The 20,539-nt window shown below is 48.8% G+C and carries 19 protein-coding genes and 1 riboswitch; of the genes, 13 read left to right on the top strand and 6 right to left on the bottom strand.

Annotation, left to right across the window (positions count from 1 at the left end; translation table 11 throughout):
* Positions 1 to 57: 57 nt before the first annotated feature.
* Positions 58 to 1,167, bottom strand: coding sequence for a DUF1648 domain-containing protein (locus KJS47_RS01690; RefSeq protein ID WP_213522234.1), 1,110 nt, complete (start codon positions 1,165 to 1,167; stop codon positions 58 to 60).
* A 4-nt stretch (positions 1,168 to 1,171) separates the two neighbouring features.
* Complete coding sequence (locus tag KJS47_RS23985) at positions 1,172 to 1,777, bottom strand: GntR family transcriptional regulator (RefSeq protein WP_249716040.1); 606 nt, start codon at positions 1,775 to 1,777, stop codon at positions 1,172 to 1,174.
* Between the two features lie 89 nt (positions 1,778 to 1,866).
* Here KJS47_RS23985 and KJS47_RS01680 point away from each other — a divergent pair, with 89 nt between their 5' ends.
* The 6 genes from KJS47_RS01680 (at position 1,867) to KJS47_RS01655 (ending at position 9,791) form a co-directional block, all read left to right on the top strand.
* Positions 1,867 to 2,436: a dihydrofolate reductase family protein gene (locus tag KJS47_RS01680; protein WP_213522232.1), complete on the top strand. Its 570-nt coding sequence runs from the start codon at positions 1,867 to 1,869 to the stop codon at positions 2,434 to 2,436.
* 1,349 nt (positions 2,437 to 3,785) lie between these two features.
* Complete coding sequence (locus KJS47_RS01675; protein WP_213522230.1) at positions 3,786 to 4,637, top strand: polysaccharide deacetylase family protein; 852 nt, start codon at positions 3,786 to 3,788, stop codon at positions 4,635 to 4,637.
* Between the two features lie 53 nt (positions 4,638 to 4,690).
* Positions 4,691 to 5,509 carry a class I SAM-dependent methyltransferase gene (locus tag KJS47_RS01670; protein WP_213522228.1) on the top strand — a complete coding sequence of 273 codons (819 nt, stop codon included), beginning with the start codon at positions 4,691 to 4,693 and terminating at the stop codon, positions 5,507 to 5,509.
* 110 nt (positions 5,510 to 5,619) lie between these two features.
* A riboswitch (purine riboswitch) is annotated at positions 5,620 to 5,732 on the top strand.
* 118 nt (positions 5,733 to 5,850) lie between these two features.
* Positions 5,851 to 6,804 (top strand): EamA family transporter, encoded by a 954-nt coding sequence (locus tag KJS47_RS01665; protein ID WP_213522226.1) that lies wholly within the window; start codon positions 5,851 to 5,853, stop codon positions 6,802 to 6,804.
* A 528-nt stretch (positions 6,805 to 7,332) separates the two neighbouring features.
* Entirely contained in the window at positions 7,333 to 8,346 is a 1,014-nt protein-coding gene (locus KJS47_RS01660; protein ID WP_213522224.1) for an LLM class flavin-dependent oxidoreductase, read from the top strand.
* A gap of 470 nt (positions 8,347 to 8,816) precedes the next feature.
* Positions 8,817 to 9,791, top strand: a complete 975-nt coding sequence (locus KJS47_RS01655; protein ID WP_213522222.1) for an aldo/keto reductase — start codon at positions 8,817 to 8,819, stop codon at positions 9,789 to 9,791.
* Positions 9,792 to 9,819: 28 nt separating this feature from the next.
* Here the strand turns inward: KJS47_RS01655 and KJS47_RS01650 are convergent, their stop codons facing one another.
* A complete protein-coding gene (locus KJS47_RS01650) occupies positions 9,820 to 10,635 on the bottom strand; it encodes a DUF2935 domain-containing protein (protein WP_213522220.1) in 816 nt (271 codons plus the stop codon).
* Positions 10,636 to 10,802: 167 nt separating this feature from the next.
* Positions 10,803 to 11,114 carry a TetR-like C-terminal domain-containing protein gene (locus KJS47_RS01645; protein ID WP_283772065.1) on the bottom strand — a complete coding sequence of 104 codons (312 nt, stop codon included), beginning with the start codon at positions 11,112 to 11,114 and terminating at the stop codon, positions 10,803 to 10,805.
* Positions 11,115 to 11,364: 250 nt separating this feature from the next.
* On the opposite strand from KJS47_RS01645, the gene KJS47_RS01640 reads away from it, so the two are divergent.
* The 7 genes from KJS47_RS01640 to KJS47_RS01610 all read left to right on the top strand — a co-directional run bounded on the left by KJS47_RS01640 (position 11,365) and on the right by KJS47_RS01610 (position 18,701).
* The gene (locus tag KJS47_RS01640) at positions 11,365 to 11,835 is read left to right on the top strand and encodes a DinB family protein (RefSeq protein WP_213522217.1); all 471 of its coding nucleotides are present in this window, start codon (positions 11,365 to 11,367) and stop codon (positions 11,833 to 11,835) included.
* Positions 11,836 to 12,048: 213 nt separating this feature from the next.
* Positions 12,049 to 13,239, top strand: coding sequence for an NAD(P)/FAD-dependent oxidoreductase (locus KJS47_RS01635; protein ID WP_213522215.1), 1,191 nt, complete (start codon positions 12,049 to 12,051; stop codon positions 13,237 to 13,239).
* A gap of 136 nt (positions 13,240 to 13,375) precedes the next feature.
* A complete protein-coding gene (locus tag KJS47_RS01630; protein ID WP_213524909.1) occupies positions 13,376 to 14,551 on the top strand; it encodes a YhgE/Pip domain-containing protein in 1,176 nt (391 codons plus the stop codon).
* 312 nt (positions 14,552 to 14,863) lie between these two features.
* Complete coding sequence (locus KJS47_RS01625) at positions 14,864 to 16,048, top strand: NAD(P)/FAD-dependent oxidoreductase (RefSeq protein WP_213522213.1); 1,185 nt, start codon at positions 14,864 to 14,866, stop codon at positions 16,046 to 16,048.
* Positions 16,049 to 16,104: 56 nt separating this feature from the next.
* Positions 16,105 to 16,965 (top strand): RNA polymerase sigma factor SigJ, encoded by an 861-nt coding sequence (gene sigJ / locus KJS47_RS01620; RefSeq protein ID WP_213522211.1) that lies wholly within the window; start codon positions 16,105 to 16,107, stop codon positions 16,963 to 16,965.
* A gap of 427 nt (positions 16,966 to 17,392) precedes the next feature.
* Positions 17,393 to 18,181: a hypothetical protein gene (locus KJS47_RS01615; protein WP_306433000.1), complete on the top strand. Its 789-nt coding sequence runs from the start codon at positions 17,393 to 17,395 to the stop codon at positions 18,179 to 18,181.
* A gap of 100 nt (positions 18,182 to 18,281) precedes the next feature.
* Positions 18,282 to 18,701, top strand: a complete 420-nt coding sequence (locus KJS47_RS01610; RefSeq protein ID WP_213522209.1) for a hypothetical protein — start codon at positions 18,282 to 18,284, stop codon at positions 18,699 to 18,701.
* A gap of 273 nt (positions 18,702 to 18,974) precedes the next feature.
* Here KJS47_RS01610 and KJS47_RS01605 read toward each other — a convergent pair whose 3' ends face one another.
* Together KJS47_RS01605 and KJS47_RS01600 are read right to left on the bottom strand one after the other, a co-directional pair.
* Entirely contained in the window at positions 18,975 to 19,490 is a 516-nt protein-coding gene (locus KJS47_RS01605; protein ID WP_213522208.1) for a thioredoxin domain-containing protein, read from the bottom strand.
* A gap of 24 nt (positions 19,491 to 19,514) precedes the next feature.
* Positions 19,515 to 20,537, bottom strand: a complete 1,023-nt coding sequence (locus tag KJS47_RS01600) for an aliphatic sulfonate ABC transporter substrate-binding protein (protein ID WP_213522207.1) — start codon at positions 20,535 to 20,537, stop codon at positions 19,515 to 19,517.
* Positions 20,538 to 20,539: the final 2 nt, after the last annotated feature.

Raw genomic sequence — 20,539 nt, 5'->3', positions numbered from 1 at the left:
TACTCGGATTTGGATCCCTTCCAAAGGGGGCCATTCCTGCATAATAGGGAAAGGATATTACTTGGTGAAAAACAAGGAAACGACACATATCAAAACAATGGGAAGTAGGATAATGATAGCTCCGATTGGATTAGCGAAATTTAATGTATAGCCAACGCCAAACCGTTTCTCTACAAATACAGAAGGATCGTTGCGATTAAAATAGAACAATCCGCCTTTCCAATATTTGTCTTCATCTATCCCTTCAATTTTAGTAGTGCTCTCCATGATTGGGTTTTGATCAAAGTCTGAATCTGCGCTGCCCACTTTCACAGCTAACCAGATGGTCCCCGCTAAGGTGATAATCAAAAAAGCTAAAGGGAAAATGATCATAAAGGTTTCGTTAACCGTGTCCTCATAGATAAGATTTAGTTGGATAGCGGCAAACAGCAGAGAAACCAAAATGTTTACTACAAATAAGAACCAGCTTGTGTATTTACGAAGACGAAGTTGACGCAATTTGGATGCTGCATGACCGGGATTGATTTTGATGCCGGACTTCTTAGTAAGTAGGTTTGTGGCGAAGAACATGAATTGCATGATGATTAACATGATGGGCAGGCCAAGCACGGTCATCCAGCTTTTCGTACTATACGCATCCGCTTGACCATTGGGTCCCCAATGTGTTGGGATTTGGCTGGGCAAACGGTCATATGCTTGGACAGTCAAAATGATTAAACCAATGGAAATGATGATCGGCATGAGATGAACAAAGGAGGCAAGCATCTCATCTTTTGAACGAATCAACAGGTCGGCATAATGAACCTGTTTTACTTCCCCGTACCAATTTTGCGATCGTTTTAACTTTGTCATTTTAAAGTGGAAATAGAAATAAAAAGCTAAACCAACTATCAGCACAATAAACGTTAGCATCGTACCTGCCTGAGCCAGCAGCGTCTCATCCACGTTTTGCCCCAGATACCAAAGGGTAAATCCTCCCAAAACAAGAAGGGCAACAATTGAAGTCATCACGGCATAGATCTTCTTGTACTTCCTCACTATGGGATTCTTTACTTGCTCATATGGGATGGAAACCCCAAAAACAACGGTCCGTTTTGCAAAAAACGGAATAAAAATTTGAAACACACTTGTGAAAAATATGGTTACGAATAATATTGAAAATTCCATTTGATTACGTCCCCTTCATTTTTAAAATAAGTTCTGAAATCAATTGATGGAGATCCGCTTCCTTCATGCCATGAACGAGCGCCTCGGCTACCGCGGGTCTCAGCTCTTCTGTAATGTCCTCACGCTGTTTGTTTGAAGGTCCTTTTTCCGTATTCGCAATAATGACTGCGCCTTTTTTAGGAACAATTTCAATGATTCCTTTGGCCTCAAGCTCGTGATAGCTTTTGTTGACGGTGTGCATGTTAATGCCTAAATCACCGGCTAACCCGCGAACGGACGGCAATGTATCACCCAACGCTAAATCTCCGCGCACAATAGCTTCAATGATTTGGGTTCGAAGCTGCATATATAACGGAATATTGGATTCAGGATCCAGGATAACCATTCCATCATCACCTCCATCCTGCTTTGTTCTATATTTAGTATAACAGAACTGTTCTATATTTACTATAACAAAAAAACTCTTTGCATCTTCGGTTAGGTGGATGTGGACGGGAAGCACAGCTTGTCCAACACTCCCTGGCGATATCTCCATGGGGGAATGAGGAGGTTGGATGCCAAAGTATTGTATTGACACGGTATGGATGGGATCGTAAAATATTTCCATCATGTGCATCTGTGCCTTCTGTCTGGAATCGTGCCGACCGAAGGCTTTTTCTGTTTTCATTCCATACATTATTGAACATGGAGGAATTCAAAATGACGCAATTGATCTATCATGTAGCGACAACCTTGGATCTCTTCATCGCTGATCGAAACGGGGTTGCTGATGAATCTGTTTTCCTATATGCAGATGACGGTGGGGATTTCTTCGAGAGCGTGAAGCAGTATGATGCCGTATTGATGGGCAGGAAAACATACGAGTATGGATTCCAGTACGGCCTAAAGCCAGGAGAGCCTTCGGGAATCGCTCAGGCTGCCCATCCCGAAATGAAGCACTACATCTTTTCCAATGAGCTCGAATTTGAATCAAATGAGAAGGTGGAGTTAGTCAGGGAGAATGCCGCTTCTTTCTGCAGAAAGCTGAAAAATGATCCAACTAGTAATCTCCAAAAAATATGGCTATGCGGAGGTGGGCAGCTTGCGAGTGAACTCCTTGAGCATCAGTTGATTGACACACTAATTCTGAAGATCAACCCAATTATGCTTGGAGACGGGATCCCTTTGTTTGCTTCAGTCAAACAGAAGTTAAATTTGAAGTTATTGAACAGTAAGAACTACGATAGTGGAGTCGTTGTGTCCACTTATCAGATTGAATATAAGGTGTAGTCGCAATGGGGAAATGGCAACTTACATAGAAACCTTTCTGCAGCACCGATAGTCTCTATGGATTGTTACGCTAACGGGTGACGATAGCTCAATAATTAACCAGATCAAGACTGCCGATAGGAATCGGCAGTCTTGTTGCATTAACGGGCAGGTTAGTGGAACCAAGTGACTAAAACTCTTCTCGCACTAAAGCATAGAACTACGGTATACTTCGTGAAACTATTTAGATGATAGGGTGAGTAACTTGGCGTTAATAAATAATAATGTGCTAAACTTGGTACAAGGGACTGTAAAGAAATTTATAGATCCTAAAGCGGAAGTTTAAAGCATGGAAAGCACGCCTATTCATATGGGCTTACAAGCAGTTGAGTTAAGCGCCATCATGTACGAATAAAAATACTTGACGAAACCTCGAGGTTGTCGCTTGTTTCAAAATATGCAACCAGGATAGAGCGGCGGGTATAAGATAAAGCATAAGGTGGTGCAAGATTGAACTTCATTTTCATAGCCTTTTCTTTAATCGTTTCTACGATATTATCTATCTTTATAATGAGGAACAGAGAAAGCAAATGGCAGGGTATGTTAACAGCTTTTGTCATCAACGCGTTCCTATTGGGAATGGCATATTGGTTTCTTTACAACGTAGACGAGGAATCAAGATTGTTTGGAGTTGATTTCCATAGTCGTTATACATTAGTAGTGTCCATCCCAGTAATAACTTGGATTAACTTTATTATTCTCTCTTTTGATAGAAAAAGGGGAGTAAAAGAAAAAGTATAAAATGCTATTCGAAACCCATATTAGCTGCCGGCGGATTTGCGGCAGTTTTTTGTTGTGCCCGTCAATTTGCTTTCATATGGTATTCAAATATGGGGTAGGGGCTGTAAGGCGCTGAGTAAGGGAAAAGGGCAAGATTCATGGATTTTGCCAAGGGCCCTGGAACATTGTGATCCGTTATTTCGTCTAAATGGCATTAAGTTGATTTTAACGGAAATGAGGTGGAGCGGATGAAACGAATCCTATGGGTGGTTGCTGCAGCAAGCTTATTCATCGTGGGGATGGCGCTCCTGGTCATCGGTTCGCAGGGGAGAGCCTTGCCTACGCTAGATCCGCCGAGGTCCACTGCCGGAACGGATGTCCAGCCTGATCTTCAGACTAAGCCATCGGCAACGGTTCCGGACCAAGGAATTGCAAGCCCCGCAGATTTACCCGATCCAGAAAAAGTACCTTCGAAGTCGGACGCGGCGGCTCCCCAAACAGCTCCGTTAAAGCCTTACAAAGGCCCGGTAGAGCATCTCTTTTTCCACCCGCTGCTGGCTTATCCCGAACGAGCTTTCGATGGGGACGGGATGTCTCAAGGATTCGACGACTGGTTCGTCACCGTGAAGGAATTCAATGCCATTTTGGAGAGTTTATATAAGAACGACTACATGCTGGTCGATATTAGAACAGTTGCTCAAGAAGAGCGGGAGCTGCAGATGCCGGAAGGCAAGAAGCCGCTCATCCTTTCCGTCGACGACATTAATTATTATGACTACATGCTGGGGAACGGTACGGTGAGCAAGCTGATCGTTGATGCTAAGGGGCGGATCGCCACGGTATCCAAGGATCGCGACGGAACCGAGCGGGTCGGGTATGACAACGAGTTCGTGCCTATCATCGACACATTCGTTCGGGAGCATCCGGACTTCTCGCTGAACGGGGCAAAGGGGATGCTGAACGTAACCGGGTACGAAGGAATTCTCGGATACCGCACCAATCTGCTGCAGGCCGAGGACTATGAGGAAACGAGGAGCCAGGCGATCCGTGTGGCGGAAGCTTTGAAAGCGGAAGGCTGGAGCTTTGCTTCGCACGGATGGGGGCATCTGGATGCCCGAAAAATCAGCTTGGAGCGGCTAATCCAGGACACGAATCGATGGAAGAAGGAAGTGGAGCCGCTGGTAGGGGCAACCTCGGTTTATGTGTTCCCTTACGGCAGCAGCGTGTTACCTGGAGACCGAAAGTTTCAAGCGCTGCTGGATGCCGGCTTTCACGTGCTCTGCTCGGTAGGGCCGGATCCCTATTTGCGTCGCACACCCGAATATATGCTCATGGACCGCCGGCACATCGACGGCGTGGCGCTGCGCGGTCAAGCCAAACGCCTCGCCGGACTGTTCGATGCCAAAGCGGTCATAGACCCGATCCGACCCAAGCTTCCTTGATAATATACTGATATAATCAATATCAATGAATATTCAAGTTGGGGGTGAAACTTATGGCAGATGAGGTCTATTTATATAATCACGCACGTTGGGAAGCATTAGCTAAAGCAAACGCATTGTTCACACGTCCGAAGCTTGATCTTGATAAAGAAGCAGCTCGTGAATATTTAGGATTGGATCGGTTAGGCGTAACTGGGGATTTAACAGGAAAAAAGGTTCTTTGTTTGGCAGGTGGTGGCGGACAACAGTCGGCCGCATTCGCATTGCTGGGAGCCGTTGTATCGGTCTTTGATCTTTCCCCAACCCAATTGGAACGTGATAAGGCTGCTGCGGAACATTACGGGTATGAGGTCAGTTTATATCAAGGAGACATGCGCGATTTATCTTGTTTCGACAATGATTCGTTTGATATCATCTGGCATCCCTACTCCCTTACTTTTGTTCCCGATTCACGAGTAGTATTTCTTGAATTATCCCGTATACTCAAAGTCGGTGGACTCTATTATTTGATGTGTGCTAATCCATTCTTCTCTGGATTAACTCACAATGAATGGAACGGGGATGGTTACGTATTAAAATTTCCCTATGAAGATGGTGCGGTGACATCTTATCCAGATCAAGAATGGGTTTATGATCAGTCTAAGTCAATTAAAATACAAGAGCCCAGAGAATACAGGCAAACATTAAGTAAACTAATGAATGGGTTAATAAGCGAAGGATTTCTTCTGGCTTACTTCTCTGAAATTAAAAGTCAACATCCTGAAGCGTCGCCTGGCAGTTGGGAGCATTTTACCGAAGTAGCACCACCATGGTTGGAGTATATCTGGTATTACGATCCAAACGTTTTACAGAAGTTTGTAACAAAAAAATAAGGTGTTGCAGACATACGTTCAGAAACAGAATTATTTTTTTGAAACAGGATTGACAGCACCTTACCTACCATGTAATATATGAAACATTGTCTAGCAAGCATTTCGCTGCGGAGACGCATTCATATTTCATTCGTATAACCTCGCAGGGACGGTGCCCGTACACAGGGCGAGGGTTTCTACAGGAAGCCTTAACTTCCTAACTACGTAGCCATGAAACGAAGCTTTCGCTCGTTCACAGGCAACGGGGTTAGGATTTTTTGCGTCCGGGCCGTCATGTGGCCTCAAGCACGAAAGGATATGCATGACGCTAATACATTTTCTACAGAAGGGGTCATTGAAAAATGAAATATTATGCAGCCGTTCTCGTAGGAGCAATGAGCTATGGTATCTTATCGACGATCGTGGTGCTGGCTTACGGGCAGGGCTATCAGCTGGGAGAGGTAGTTGGAAGCCAGCTTCTGACGGGATTTATCCTATCGTGGATGCTCGCTCTTTACACCGGATTCACACAGCGCAACAAGGCGCGCTCAGCCGGCAGGCCCCAATATAGGAATGATCCGAACCAAGCTTCCCAGCAGCTCACATGGAAACGCCGCCTGCTGCTGATGGCCGCGGGAACGCCAACCGTCATCACCGGGCTCGTCTATTATCAATCGCTGCGGTACATTCCGGCATCCTTGGCCATCATCCTGTTATTCCAATTCACCTGGATCAGCGTGCTTATTCAGGCGGCTGTCAAGCGCCGGCGGCCCGATAAGGTTACACTAATGACGCTGCTGGTCCTGTTCGGCGGCACGCTACTTGCAGCGGGTTTCTTGGAACAGGGAGTTGGCGAATATAACGTTTGGGGGATCGTGCTGGGCCTGCTATCGGCGGTAAGCTACTCACTTTTTGTCCTGTTTAGCGGCAAAGCAGTGCCGGCCGTACATCCGGCATACCGGAGCGCCTGGATGGTAACAGGCGGTCTGACCCTGCTGTGCATCTTGTTCCCGCCATCCTTCCTTTTCAACGGAATGATCTTGGGCCAACTTCTAGTGTTTGGCTTGTTGCTCGGCTTCTTCGGGGCATTCATTCCGCCCGTGCTATTTGCTATCGGCGTTCCTCATGTTGGAGGGGGAATGGCAGGCATTCTCGGCGCCGCGGAGCTTCCGGTGGCGGTGTTACTGTCCGCTCTCGTGCTTCGTGAGCATGTAAGCGGACTTCAGTGGATCGGCATGATCATTGTGCTCATCGGCGTGGCGCTGCCTGAGTTGGTTAAATACCAGCTCTCGCGGTCCGGAACTTATTCGTCTTGAGAATAGCTAGTTGGAATTGAGCCAACTATTCTTATGAATGGCAAGCTGGACGGCTAATAAAAGAATAAGAGCTGGTCGCGCATACAACGGTGATGTGCTTGGAACAATGAGCACTTGTTCCGTATGATGTTGATAATATTATTCATCATCAAAGGTTCCGTTTAAATGAACGGAACCTTTTATATTGGGTTTTCTTTGTTCTTTGATCTACTGATGCCGTTTTTTTTTTTTCGTATCGGGTGACGGAGGATTTTGGCGTTTCATAGGTAAGTGAACGAGCCGGTAGGCTATAGGGCATGAGAACCAAAGCTGCCCTGCGCATGGACGAACGGAATTCGTACTTGTAGAAGAAAGAGATATAATAGGTACCAGAGGGCAGAGTGGCGATCGTCTACATCTCTTCCGATCGCTGGCGTCAGCCGTATTTGTTCTTCGTTGGGTTACAGCGAGAGGCAAAGCCCTCATGCTCAGCCTTTTGGGAAGCTGTAGACTTTCGTTCGAAGCCACAGGAAAAGGAGTTTGAAGACCATGCTATCATTAGGCGTACTAGACCAGGTCAACGTCCCGGAAGGACGAACGGCCACGGAGGGCTTGCAGCAATCGACCCGTCTCATTCAAGCGACGGAAGAATTGGGCTTCTCCCGGTATTGGGTATCCGAACACCATTCCATGCGCGCGCTGGCCTTCTCGAGTCCCGAGGTGCTGATCGCCCATCTGGCGGCTGCCACTTCCCGGATCCGGGTCGGGTCCGGCGGCATTATGCTTCCTCATTACAGCGCGTACAAGGTCGCGGAGAATTTCCGGCTGCTGGAGGCGCTCCATCCGGGTCGCATCGACCTGGGACTAGGGCGGGCGCCGGGCGGAATGCCGCTTGCGACAAGAGCTCTGCAGCAGGATAAGGTTGTGGATGTGAATAAATATCCCCAGCAGGTGCTGGATTTGATCGGCTACTTGCATGGGTCACTGCCTGCAGGCCATCCGTTCGAGAAGCTGCTTGCTTCCCCGGATATTTCCACGGCGCCTGAAATCTGGCTGCTCGGCTCGAGCGGAGAGAGCGCGAGAATCGCGGCGCTGCTTGGCACTCATTATGCATTCGCAGAATTCTTCGGCACGCCTGGCGGACAAGAGGCGACCCGCTACTATAACGAGCATTTCGAGAGCAACGACGTTCTGGAGGAGCATCCGCGTTCGATGATTGCAACCCTTGCGGTCTGCGCGGAGACGGAGGAAGAGGCGAATCGTCTGGCCTCGAGCGGAGATTTGTTGTTCCTCGGGATCCGAACAGGCCTAGAGGTGCCTTTCCTTCCTTCTGTCAAGACGGCGACCGAGTATCCGTATACCGAGATGGATCGGCTGCACATCCGGCAAACGCGCCAGCGGCGGGTGATCGGAACGCCGGACCAAGTCAAAGAACAGCTGATCCAAATGAGCAAGGATTACCAGGTCGGGGAGATTCTGATCAACAGTCCGATCCACGAGGAGAAAGCGCGCATCCATTCCTACAGACTCATCGCGGAAGCGTTTGGGATGAGCGCGCGCTAAGGCGGCGCCCGCCTGACAAGGATGGATGGATAAACGCATGAATAAAGAAGACCCTTCGGACAAACCGAAGGGTTTTCATAGCGGGAAGCGGATATTCATTTACTCGGTTAAAGGGTCATCACTCACTATAAGAGATCTGCATCTCTCGGGTGGTTCGTACTCTTTCGAGTGCTCATGGTCAATCAACAACCTTTCCGGATTTCAATAATCCAACGGGATCATAATCGTCCGTATTGCTGCTTGATTCTTTGTACCACTTCCCACTTGTTGATCATTACCCGAAGTTCCTGCCGTTGAAACGCGTTCTGAGAAGAGATTTCTTCATAAGCCCTCGGGAGATTTGTTGGTTCGTGAGGATGAAGGAGAAGTCGGAGCTCCGCTTGGCCCGTTCCGACTAACGGTAGAACAGCGAACATCTAGCTTTCTATGCTATAATGATGGGGAAATTTGGGGGATAGGGGGAGTTAGTTGTGCGATATCGAAATTTGGGGACAAGCGGATTGGAAGTTTCGGTGCTTGGACTCGGAACGAATGCATTTGGAGGACGCGCGGACAAGGATGTGTCCATCCGAGTCCTGCATCACGCCGTGGCCAACGGAATAACGTTCATCGACACCGCTAATATTTACACAGGCACGAAGTCGGAAGAGATTATCGGGGAAGCATTCGAAGGACGCCGCCAGGAAGTGATCCTCGCGACGAAAGCGGGCATGAAGCGCGGAGAGGGCCCGAACAGCAAAGGTTCCTCGCGCCGGCATCTCCTGCAGGAACTCGAAGGCAGCTTAAGGCGGTTAAGAACGGACTACATAGATTTGTATCAGATCCACACCTTCGATCCGAACACGCCTCTCGACGAAACGCTGCGTACCTTGGATGATCTTGTCAGCTCGGGGAAAGTGAGATATGTAGGGGCATCGAATTATTCCGCATGGCAGATGATGAAATCTTTGTCCATCAGCGAACGTCAAAGACTGGTCAAGTACGTATCCGTTCAACCGGGCTATTCCTTGGCCGATCGCGGCATAGAGAGGGAGCTCATTCCATTCTGCCTCGATCAGGGAATCGGTATCATTCCCTATTTCCCGCTGGCGGGTGGCATTCTTACCGGCAAATATTCAGGGGGCTCCGTACCAAGCGGATCGCAGTTGGACAAGAACCCGAACTTTGCCAGCCGAATGGACGCCGCGCGATTGAATTTGGGTGAGCAGGTAACGAAGATCGCGGCGGATATCGGGACTTCCGCCACCGCACTCTCGCTGGCTTGGTTGATGCACCGACCTGCGGTAAGCACGGTCATCGCGGGTGCCACGCGAGAATCCCAGATTGATGAGAATATAAGGGCTGTGAACCTTGATCTTACGGAAGACATTATGCGAGCGCTCGACGAAGCGAGCGAAGAGTTTCGATATTCCCCGCCTTTTGGCAGCGCGCCGCGCCAGAAATGACCCCTGAACCTGTGGGCGGAACAGGGAATCACGCTCCGGCTCTTGGTTTGGCAGGATCGCAGGCGGGGCGGGGCACGTTAGCGGCCGCTTGCGAGAGTTTATTAAGATAATAACACTCTTCGCGGTACATATGATCGGGCATCAGCTCGGTTAACGTGCCAAGCAATTCTTTTCCGGCCGTGAGTTCCTGCACTTCGGACAGAAATTTCATGAACAGCAGCATGACGGCATTGGCTTCCTGATTGAACCTTCGCAAAGCAGGGAAATCGGTCAGGGCGGTGCGCATATAGCCCGCAAGCTCGATCGCTTTCAGATAAAGATTCTGAAATTCGGATTCGAAATCCGTGCTCTTGTTAATCCAGCTCTTCTCTACCAGATCGAATTGGCCTGACAAGCTGCCTGCGTGGCCGACCGCATCCTGCAGCCATACCAAATGCTGATAAACCTCCGGTCCCGGAGGAGGAAGTTGGCGGCTTGTCAGTGCTTCAAAAACGCGTATCGCTTCCTCGATCTCATTGACCATATGATTCAAAAACGTCGGTGACAAGTGGATGACGATCTTCCCAGTAAGCGACCGACGCAGTAGATGGAGTTTATAGGTACGCAATTGCGAGGTCCAAGGGTTGACTACTTGAAGCAGGGCAGCGATGCCCGCGCCATCCAAGTTCTGTCGCGCCGAATCCAACAACTGATCGAAGGCTTGGATAAACTGCTGTGCACGGGATACTTCCTCTGTCTCTCCCGAAGCCAGCCCGTCCCGGATAAACCTCGCATGATCGCCCAAAATCTGCAGCCAAAATCGGAGCTCAAAGAGCGCGCCAGCCTCAAAGTTCATGTCCGCCATGTTCACAGCTCCCTCTTCCGATGACTTTCCTTTCCTTTATCACCATATGTACGCATCCCCTTGTCAAATGCCTATACCATTATCCTGTGAACGAGAGTTCCTTGATGCAGAAATCCTCATCGTCATTTCGCGATGAGGATTTTGTTCAAATTTATGAAGGATAGGAATCAAAAATTCCGATCCAACAGGATCCCTGTTTGTTCGGCCATGACACGGGGTGGTAAAGGCATGCCATTCTTGAACCACCATACCACAGCACCCACGACCGCAGCCCCGAAAAATTGAAGAGAAACCTCTTCGCTTAAGCCTTGATTTTTTCCTTCGGATACATTTACTTCAACCTTATATTCTTGGACGACTAAATCAAGGAATCGACTGCGAAAATAAGTCGCGCTTTTTGTGTTCAGCATGGTTGAAAAGAACAGATGATTGTCCGCAAAGTACTCGAACCAGACATAGTTTCCTTCCTTGAATGTTATTTGTTTTACGGAAGCTATAGTCCGAATGGCAGTTTATATGAGCTTGGGCAGGTGGTATCAGGTAGCGAACAGATCAAGTCGATGGAGGAGGGGATGATGACAATAAAAGCAGTGCCTAAATGACATATGCTTCTTTGAGCTTGGAATGTTGCTATGCGACACATGCGTTCACTCCAAATATCTTTAGATGGATTACGAACATAGGTTCTGTTATGATGTTACAATAAATTAAAGTCGAAAGGATGCAGCCATGAACGCTATAGAAGCTATTGTTCAGAATTTGAGTGAGGTTCGACGCAGAAGCATGATTATTTGGGGAAGTATTCCGCATGAGTATTTGGACTGGAGACCGGATTCAGAAGCAATGAGCATAAAAGAGATGATCCGCCATGTCCTAGATAGTGAACATTATTACCATCTTGCGTTATTGAATGAAGGAAGTCTAGCCGCTTATGAATCCCCTTATGAGGCTCGTACTTTTACAACGCTCGAAGAGGAACTCAACTTTTCAGAAACCTATCGGAATGAATTTATGAATACGGTAAAATCCTATACACAAGAGGATTTAACAAGAATCCAGATTGATAGAACAGACGTAGGGTACATTCGATCATTAGGCGACATGCTTATGAGAATTGCCTACCATGAAGCAGTCCATTCAGGTCAACTATTAGATTATTTAAGATTAGCCGGATTAAAACGGCCAAAGGTTTGGGATTGAATTATAATAGCCTAGCACAATATTTAACAGGATCGGACTGCCGCTATGAATCGGCAGTCTTTTTGCACTAACAGGCAGAATTACTCAACAAAACTGGAACGAAAGAACGCTGATTAAACGGTCTCAAGCAAAGTTTCGCATTCGTTCGTTTCCGATGTCACAGATCAGAGCCTTACGTTGTTATATGTGCATAACGTAAAGGAGATGAGGAAGATGAACGATTTGACATGTGTCATCATCGGAGGCGGCCATGCAGGGCTTGCAGCGCTAAAGGCAATAAAGGAAACGACCGGAGGCATGGCCAACGGACGTCGGATTCGGTTTGTTCTGTTCGACAAGCTGCCCGGTCATGTGCGCAAAATGCTTTTGTTCCGGCCGGCCGCGGGCGGGGAAGAGATCATAGTTCCCTGGACGCATTATGATTTTTCAGAAGGAGTTAAATTCGTGCAAGCTACGGTTACATTTGTGGATGGTAGAGAAAAACAGATTCGATATGAGGGTGCGCGAGGAAATGATACCAGCATGCAATATGACCTTTTAGTCGTGGCGGTCGGCAGCGTCGTTCGGCAACCGAATCCTGATCAGGGTGGTATTTCTTTAACCGATCTTCAAACCGCAGCAGTCATCCGGGAGCGATGGTGTGCCAACCTACGGCGAGCTGTTGGTGAGAAAAATCCAAAAGAACGAAAGCGACTGATGACAATTGCGGTTGCCGGAGCGGGAATCAGCGGCATCGAGACGTCCTCTGAACTGGCGCTTGAAATGCGGAAGGAAGCATCGTCTCTAGGACTAAACCCGTCCGATATTTCGGTTTATTTGGTTTGTGGACAGGAACGATTGTTCCTAGAAGGACCCGAGAAAGTTGGACGAAAGTTGGATCAGATCCTCAGCGAATGTGGAGTGACAGTGATTTACAATCGTAAGGTGATGCGGGAGGAAGCAGGAGTGGTGACGCTCAACAATGGCGATCGTCTGTCTGTTGGACTATGTATTTGGACGATTGGTCTGATTCCGAATCCGGCCCTTCGCACGATGGGCTTGCCGCTTACTCCTGATGGCCAAGTGCTGGTGGATGAATCCTATCGCGTCCAAGGGGCGCCTGGCGCGTACAGCATTGGTGATTGTGCGAGAATCGTCGACCCCAAAACCGGCAAGGCAGCTCTGATGAGGTGTGCAGAACTTGCGCTGCAGGATGATCGGCTGGCGAAAATCGTTGTGGCAGATCTGGAGGGACATTCTGCACCGGTTCACAAATCGGCTCCAATAGATCTTTACTGCATCGGCCTGGGGGAAAATCGCGGATTGGTGTGGGGACGCAAATGGGGACTTAATATGATTGTAACGGGAAAGCCAGCGTGGAAATTCAGGAAAGCTGCATGGAATGCTGGCAGCAAGCTTCGATAGAAACTGGATACCAATGACATATAGCTAGAGGTGAGCCGGTTCCTCACCTCCCTCGAGCAAGGTAACGTCGACACTGTGTGACCACAATAAGGAACCGGGAACGAAGATAATAGGCTTGAGGATGTGAAACATGACTATTTTTAAAGAAAAATTGGTATTGTTAGCTCCCATTATTGCTTTCCTGGTTGTATTTGTTTTTTCGCTTACGCTTTTTCCAACTGTCCAGTCCAAACCAAGAAATTTGCCGATTGCCGTTGTAAATGAAGATCAAGGTTTCGAAATTCAGGGTCAGCCGAAAATGACTATGGGGCAGACGATCGTTGAAATGATGCGGAAAACAGCAGCAACAAACGAAGGCGCCCCCGCTGTGAAGTGGGTGGATGTATCCAGCGTCGAAGAGGCGCGAAACGGATTAAACAATCAAGAGTATTACGCGGCATTGGTCATTCCAAGCGACTTCAGCGCTAAGCAAGCCTCATTGCGAGCCCCGAAACCGTCATTGCCTGAAGTTCAACTATTTATTAATCAAGGCATGAATGCCGCAGCAGCGGCAGCAGCAGGGCAAATTCTGAACGGAGTCGTTGAAAATATGAACAACAGCATTCGCGCCCAATTGCTTGAAAGCTTTAAGATGCAGGGAGTGACGCTAACCGTAGAGCAAGCCGCGAGTCTAGCCTCTCCGATTGCAAAAAAAGTGACGAATGTAAATGAAACGGGCGCGAAAAGCGCGAATGGCAATGCCCCTGTTTCCTTATTTCAGCCCTTATGGCTTGCATGTATCGCCTGTTCGGCAATCCTTTTTATAACCGTCAGTAAATTGCCGGTTATGACCCGAAGAGGGAGCCTGGTCTTGAAGCTGCTGCATATCCTGATGGGCGCGGTCGCTGCTCTTGCGGTTGGATTCGGGCTAACCTGGCTTGCGAATGGAATGCTGGATCTTGATATTCCTAAATTTGCGGATACCGCGTTGTTCTTAACCGTTACGTTCTTCAGTTTCTTCCTTATGATAACAGCTGTATTGTATGTGTTGGGGATTAGAGGGGTTGCTATATTTGCCTTATTGCTTTTCTTCGGGGCGCCTTTGCTGGCTTTGGCTCCGGAAATGATGTCCACATTCTATCGGGATTGGATTCATCCTTGGCTCCCCATGCGCTTTATGGTCGATGGTCTTCGGCAATTGTTCTTCTTTGGCAAAGGATTTGGTTGGAACGCTCCCGTAGCCGCTCTTACATGGATCTCAATGGCAAGCAGCATTGTCATTCTGGGCTCCGCGTTTAAGGTTCGTGAACAGAAATTTGAAAGAACAGTTTGAGGCGTATGTAATAATGATTCGTATTTCAATGTTACTAGACATCGTCATCAGACGTGTAAAAACGAATGGAACACATAATGATTCGTATTTCAATGTTTCTAGACATCGTCATCAGACGTGTAAAAACGAATGGAACACATTAGAAGGGCTCTCGAAAACTAAATCGGCGGCCCTTTCCGCCCCTCTAGGAATTAGCTTTTACCCTCTGTTCTTAAAGGCTCTTGCAAGGTAATTATTTTGTTCGTTCCCGATGTCACGAATCAGATCCTTACATTGTTATATGTATGAAAGATGTAAAGGAGATGACTTGAGATGAACGACTTGACCTGTATCATCATTGGAGGCGGCCATGCAGGACTTGGGGCGCTCAAAGCCATAAAGGAAGAGAGCCAGGGCTTGGAGGATGGACGACGGATTCGGTTTGTTCTGATCGACAAGCAGCCCGGCCATGTGCGCAAAGTGATGTTGTTCCGACCTGCCGCAAGCGGAGAAGAGATAATGGTTCCCTGGACTCGTTATTGTTCGGACGGAGCCGAATTCTTGCAGAGCACGGTTACTTACATCGATCATGAGGCAAAAGGGATTCAATATACGGATGCGCAAGGAAATGATGTCCGAATTCATTATGACCTCCTGGTCGTTGCGGTCGGAAGCATCGTGCGTCGACCTGATCCTGATAGGGGAGGGATCGCATTGACTGACCCGCAAGTGGCAGCGGACATCCGGGATCGATGGCGTGCCAATCTGCGGAAGGCTGCCGTCGAGACCAACCCCGAGGAACGAAAGCGACTCATGACCATTGCGGTTGCGGGGGCGGGCATCAGCGGCATCGAGACGTCCGCCGAGCTGGTGCTCGCCATGCGGAAGGAAGCGGAGGCATTGGGGCTGAATTTGTCCGATATCTCCGTTTATTTGTTAAATGCGAACGAAGGACTATTCCTGGGGGGGCCGGAAAAAGTTCGACGAAAGTTGGAGATGATGCTCGGAGAATATGGAGTGACCGTGCTTCACAATCATAAGGTAATGCGGGAGCAAGCAGGCGTTTTGACGTTGAGAAACAATAATCCACTGCCGGTTGGCCTATGTATATGGACGATTGGACTGATCCCGAATCCGGCCCTCCGCAGCATGGGCTTGCCGCTTACTTCTGAAGGTCAAGTGCTTGTGGATGAATGTTATCGCGTCCAAGGGATGTCGGGCGTTTACAGCATTGGCGATTGTGCGAGAATTGTCGATCCGAGTACCGGCAAAGCCGATCAGATGACGTGCAAAGAAGCCGGACCGCAGGCGTTAAGACTCGGGAAAATCGTGATGGCTGATCTGGAGGGCCGGCCAGCACCCGTTCACAAATCGTTCTTGGAAACTTTCGGATTCGGGCTTGGACAAAATCGCGGGTTGGTTTGGATACGCAAATGGGGACTTGATATTATGATAACGGGGAAGCTTGCGTGGAAAGTCAAAAAGGTTGGATGGGATTTCGCTAGCTGGCTCCGATAGAGAAAAAGGAACCAAGTTGATCGATTCCAAATAGCCCGGAGAAGGTGAGAAGGCGGATGGAGGAACTGTACGATCAATATAGAGCGCTGTTGTTCAAGCTGGCATATCAGTTGACGGGCTCCGCAACAGATGCGGAAGATGTGGTGCAGGATGTATTTGTTAAGGCGTGTGACGTACATCCCGAACGTTTGGAGGAGCCGAAAGCGTATTTGTGCAAGATGGTAACCAATCGCTGCCTCAATCTGCAAAAGTCGGCAAGGAAGAAGAGGGAGATGTACATCGGTCCCTGGCTCCCTGAACCAATTTTGACGCCTGAAGCGGATCAGCTCGAGACGACGGTCGTCCGCCGCGATCTGCTGTCTTACGCCATGCTCGTACTGCTCGAGCGATTATCTCCGATAGAGCGGACGGTTTTCGTCCTGCGTGAGGCACTGGGCTTCGATTATCCCGAAATAGCCGAACTGCTGGGCAAGCAAGAGGCGAATTGCCGCAAATTAATGAGCCGGGCAAAAAGCAAAATGGGAATAACCGAAGAGGAACCCGTCACGGCTGAGGCGGTCGAACAGGATTGGGTTAGCCGGTTCCTCACATCCCTCGAGCTAGGTAACGTCGATCGTGTGATGTCTCTGTTGACCGAAGACGTCATGCTTGTCGCCGATGGAGGCGGGAAAGCAACCGCGTACAAACGTCCTGTGCAATTGCGCGATCACGTGGCCCGGGCTCTACTCGGCGGGTTCAAGAGTATTGGGGCCTATCAGGGGAAACTTCGCTTCGAGGCTGCCGCTCTGAATGGTGAGACTGGGATAGTACTTCGTTCGGAGGACGAAACTCTGGCGGCAATATTAATACAACTCCGATGCGGAAAGATAGCCAGATTATATGCCGTACGAAACCCGGATAAGCTTGCTCGGGTTTAGTCAGTCGACGGCGGCAATAAGGGCCATCCCTCAAAGGATGGCTCTAATACTTGCCGTCAAAAAATCCGGTCGCTGCATCTTCCAACAGTCGTATGATACGACGATGCTGTAGACGTTCAACCTGTCTTACGAGCGGGATAAGGATCTGCTCGGAACAATGGGCCAAAACTAACGAGCAGGGTAGTCGCGAGGAACTCACGAATAGTTACGTAGCTAAACGAATCTGCATTTGCTAATTGGAGGATGGAACTCATGTTGAATCAATCCATTTTTAGGGACGGGTTAACGATCATCTCTTCATGCAAAAAAAACAGGCGACATTTGGCAGGCTCACATTGGTGCTGCCGCTATTGGTAGTTATTTTTTCATCACATCTAATAGTTTGAGTCAAGAACACGCTCAACTGGTATCTTCGCAGGCCGAAGCTATGGTAAAAAAGATTCTTACGGCGAAGGGCATACAACACCGTTATGGCTGCGACGAGCAAACAGCCGTAGCTTCTATACTTGATGCCCTGGATACAACGATCGATCAGCTGCATTGGGTCGGTCATAATGTGATATACAGCGCAGCAAGTTTGTTAGCCATCCATGAACTGAAAGGCTGGGGAAGCAATGAGGATATTGCAGGGATAACGGATCTCATTCGCTCCTTTGAGAGGACGATTCCAGGACGCTCATGGATTGGTTTCTCAGCTTCCGAGGTGAAAAGAATGGAGATTACGGACGAAGACGGCTTTCCGGCCATATCGAATCCCAAAGAGCTTTCTTCGCTTGTACTGGAGCAATTGGCCGCATTCCCCATCATTTATCGTGCAGAGTCGCATCACGATCTGATCGGACATATGCTGACCTTTTCACATGCGTTAAACATCTTGTTTGACCTCGGCCACGTCTCTTTTTTCGAACGAGGACTAACGCCAATCTTGAAGATGATTACAGTTCTACGCTACAGCCAAAATGTGAAGCCAGGAGATTCAGTCAAGCTGGTTTCGCCTGTCGATCAACTGCCTTTGCAGCAGGCGGAACGGGCGTCCGTCCTACCGACGGATCCCAAGTTTTGGGAAACGGATTACAGCAAGCAAGATTGGGAGTATGGCCACGTCTTTAAATTTCCCCATAGCTTCTATGACCATTTGCGGCGAGTGGAGCCTAAGAAAGATTCGTATACGGAATACTTTCGGTTTATCATTCCCCAATCGACACAACTCAAATGACGTTTGGGAGAACGTTTTGCATTAGAAGAAAACGGTTTCCATCGAGGGCCTACAGACAGTCCTAGACCGGCGCCCGGGAATGAACGGAAGGAGGGTGGGGATGGTCCTTTTCATATGCATATCCCTAGTGATGATTGCGCTGCCGACGCTGCTGTGGATCAAAGGAACAAAAACCTTCACCAAGCTGGGGGCCATCCTTGCGCTTGCTCTGCTCACTTGGGGCAGCTACAAACTACTGGAGATAGGAACACTTCCTCCCGATGCCAGGATGAGCAACGGAAACCCGATTGTCGTCCTGCTTCCTTTCGCGGTTCTATCTTCAGTGGCATACGGTTGCGTGCTTATTACGGCAGTAGGTAGGACCAGGTTGACAAGGAAAAGCCTGCGGATGGCCGCGGGTGGGGCATTCTTGGCGCTGCTGCTGCTGGACGTCCTGCTCATTCAGCGGACGACGGGAGGGTACCGCTTCAATGGAATCGCTCGGCGGAAGTCCGGACACCGCAGCTTCCGTTCTATATGACAGGTCGTGGTTGAATGCCTATACATACAAAATCGCGTTTCGTACTGAGACGTTCCTCCTTTTGACGTTCGTTTCGGTCCAGCTCGGGTACCTGTACAGAATCCTCCGTTCCCGTCTGATTTGAGATGGTATTAAGCAGATAGGCACAGGTAACATGCCCAAGTCATAGGGAAAGAGCTAAAAGCCAATCTCAATCGGAAAACCGAAATTGAGATTGGCTTATTAGTGTCTGCTAGAGAAATCGATACCGTAAAGCTCTATTTTTTTATCACTTCACCCGAAAGCCTCTTCCACTTCCCGCTTCAAGCTGTTTGCATCAAGCTCAACAGGGAACTGAAACTCTTTTCCGTTAACGAAGACGGTCGGCACCATCTTCACCTGACGTTGGATGGCTTCCGCGGTGATCTTCAAGCTCAAGTCAATATTCTCCGGTTGTTCTTGAAGCCCGTACTCTTCGTTTAAGAGCCTCTTGATCGAATGGCTGTCAGATTCGCTCCACTCGTTCTGCTTGGCGAATAGGTCCTTCATCAGTTGATAGACGCGCTGGGGATCGCTGTAGTCTAAGAAGGCGTTCGCGAGGGTGCCGTACAGAAGCATTTCGCGCGGTTTGTCATAATGCTTCACCACGTATTGCACTTGCCCGTTCTCGAGATACGGGGTCAAGGTTTCGTCGGCGGTTTGGAAGAAGGTGGCGCAGTACGGGCACGCCAGGTTCAAGAACACTTCTACTTTAACAGGAGCATCTTCCTTACCGTAGCTGAGAAATGCATTTTCGATCACTTGTGTCATGTTCAAATCCTCCACTATACAAGATTACTTGACGTTGCTTGGAATGATGGACTGGGTAGCAGGGACGGCTTCTTTGATGTTGATTTTTGCCGTCAGCAGGCCAGCTTCCAGGAATTTGTCGGCCAGTTTTTGCTGGCTGGTGATGATAGCGTCATTTATCTGCTGCACGCCGAACGTACGGCGATCGTTCGCTTTTTGGATCGGCGCTACGTCCAGCCCCAATTCAGTGGATAGGATCTTCGAAACCTCTTGTTTGTTCTCATTCGCCCACTTGTCGGCATTTTGTAATTCTTGCAGAATAGTCGTCACGACTTCCGGCTTCTTCTCTAGAAGGTCTTTGGTCGCAAAATAGAACGTCCGGTTCTCGGAATTGCTTGTGCCGTTGACAATGGTACGTGTCTTGACCGTGTTTTCGACGATCGCCAGGTACGGATCCCATGTCCCGTATACGTCGAACTCCCCTTTCGTAAAGGCAGCCAAGCCTTCCGCGGCATCCTTATAGAACTTGATGGTGACATCGTTCAAAGAAATGCCGGCTTTCTCCAAAGCGACCAAGAGCAAGTAATGCTGGTTGCCGCCTTTGGTAACTCCGATCGTTTTCCCCTTCAGGTCGTTCACGTTCTGAATTCTGGAATCCGCTTTGACCACTATGGCGACGCCTTCCGGATAAGGAGATTCGGAGGCGACGTAGTTCAACGGATGGCCTCCGGCTTGCATGAACACCGCGTTCCCGTCCGACGCATGGCCGAAGTCGATGTTGTTCGTATTCAAGGCTTCCAACAGAACCGTGCCGGTCGGGAACACCTTCCATTCTACTTTGTAGCCTTTTTCGCTTAATGCTTTGTCCAAGTTCCCGTGTTCTTTCAAGATGTTGAGCGTATTTCCTTTTTGATACCCGATGGTGACGACGCCTTTTTGAGTCGCGGCAGGCGTCCCGGGAGACCCGCTGGGAGAACCGGAGGTAGACCCACCGGCAGAATTGTTTCCGCAGGCTGCTACAACCAAAGCGAAAATGGCAACGAGAGTTAACAACAATGTTTTTTTCATGT

It is taken from the genome of Paenibacillus sp. J31TS4 (genome assembly GCF_018403265.1).
Taxonomy (GTDB): domain Bacteria; phylum Bacillota; class Bacilli; order Paenibacillales; family NBRC-103111; genus J31TS4.
Note: the sequence above shows the minus strand (reverse complement) of the source record. Positions and strands in the feature narration are given on the sequence as shown.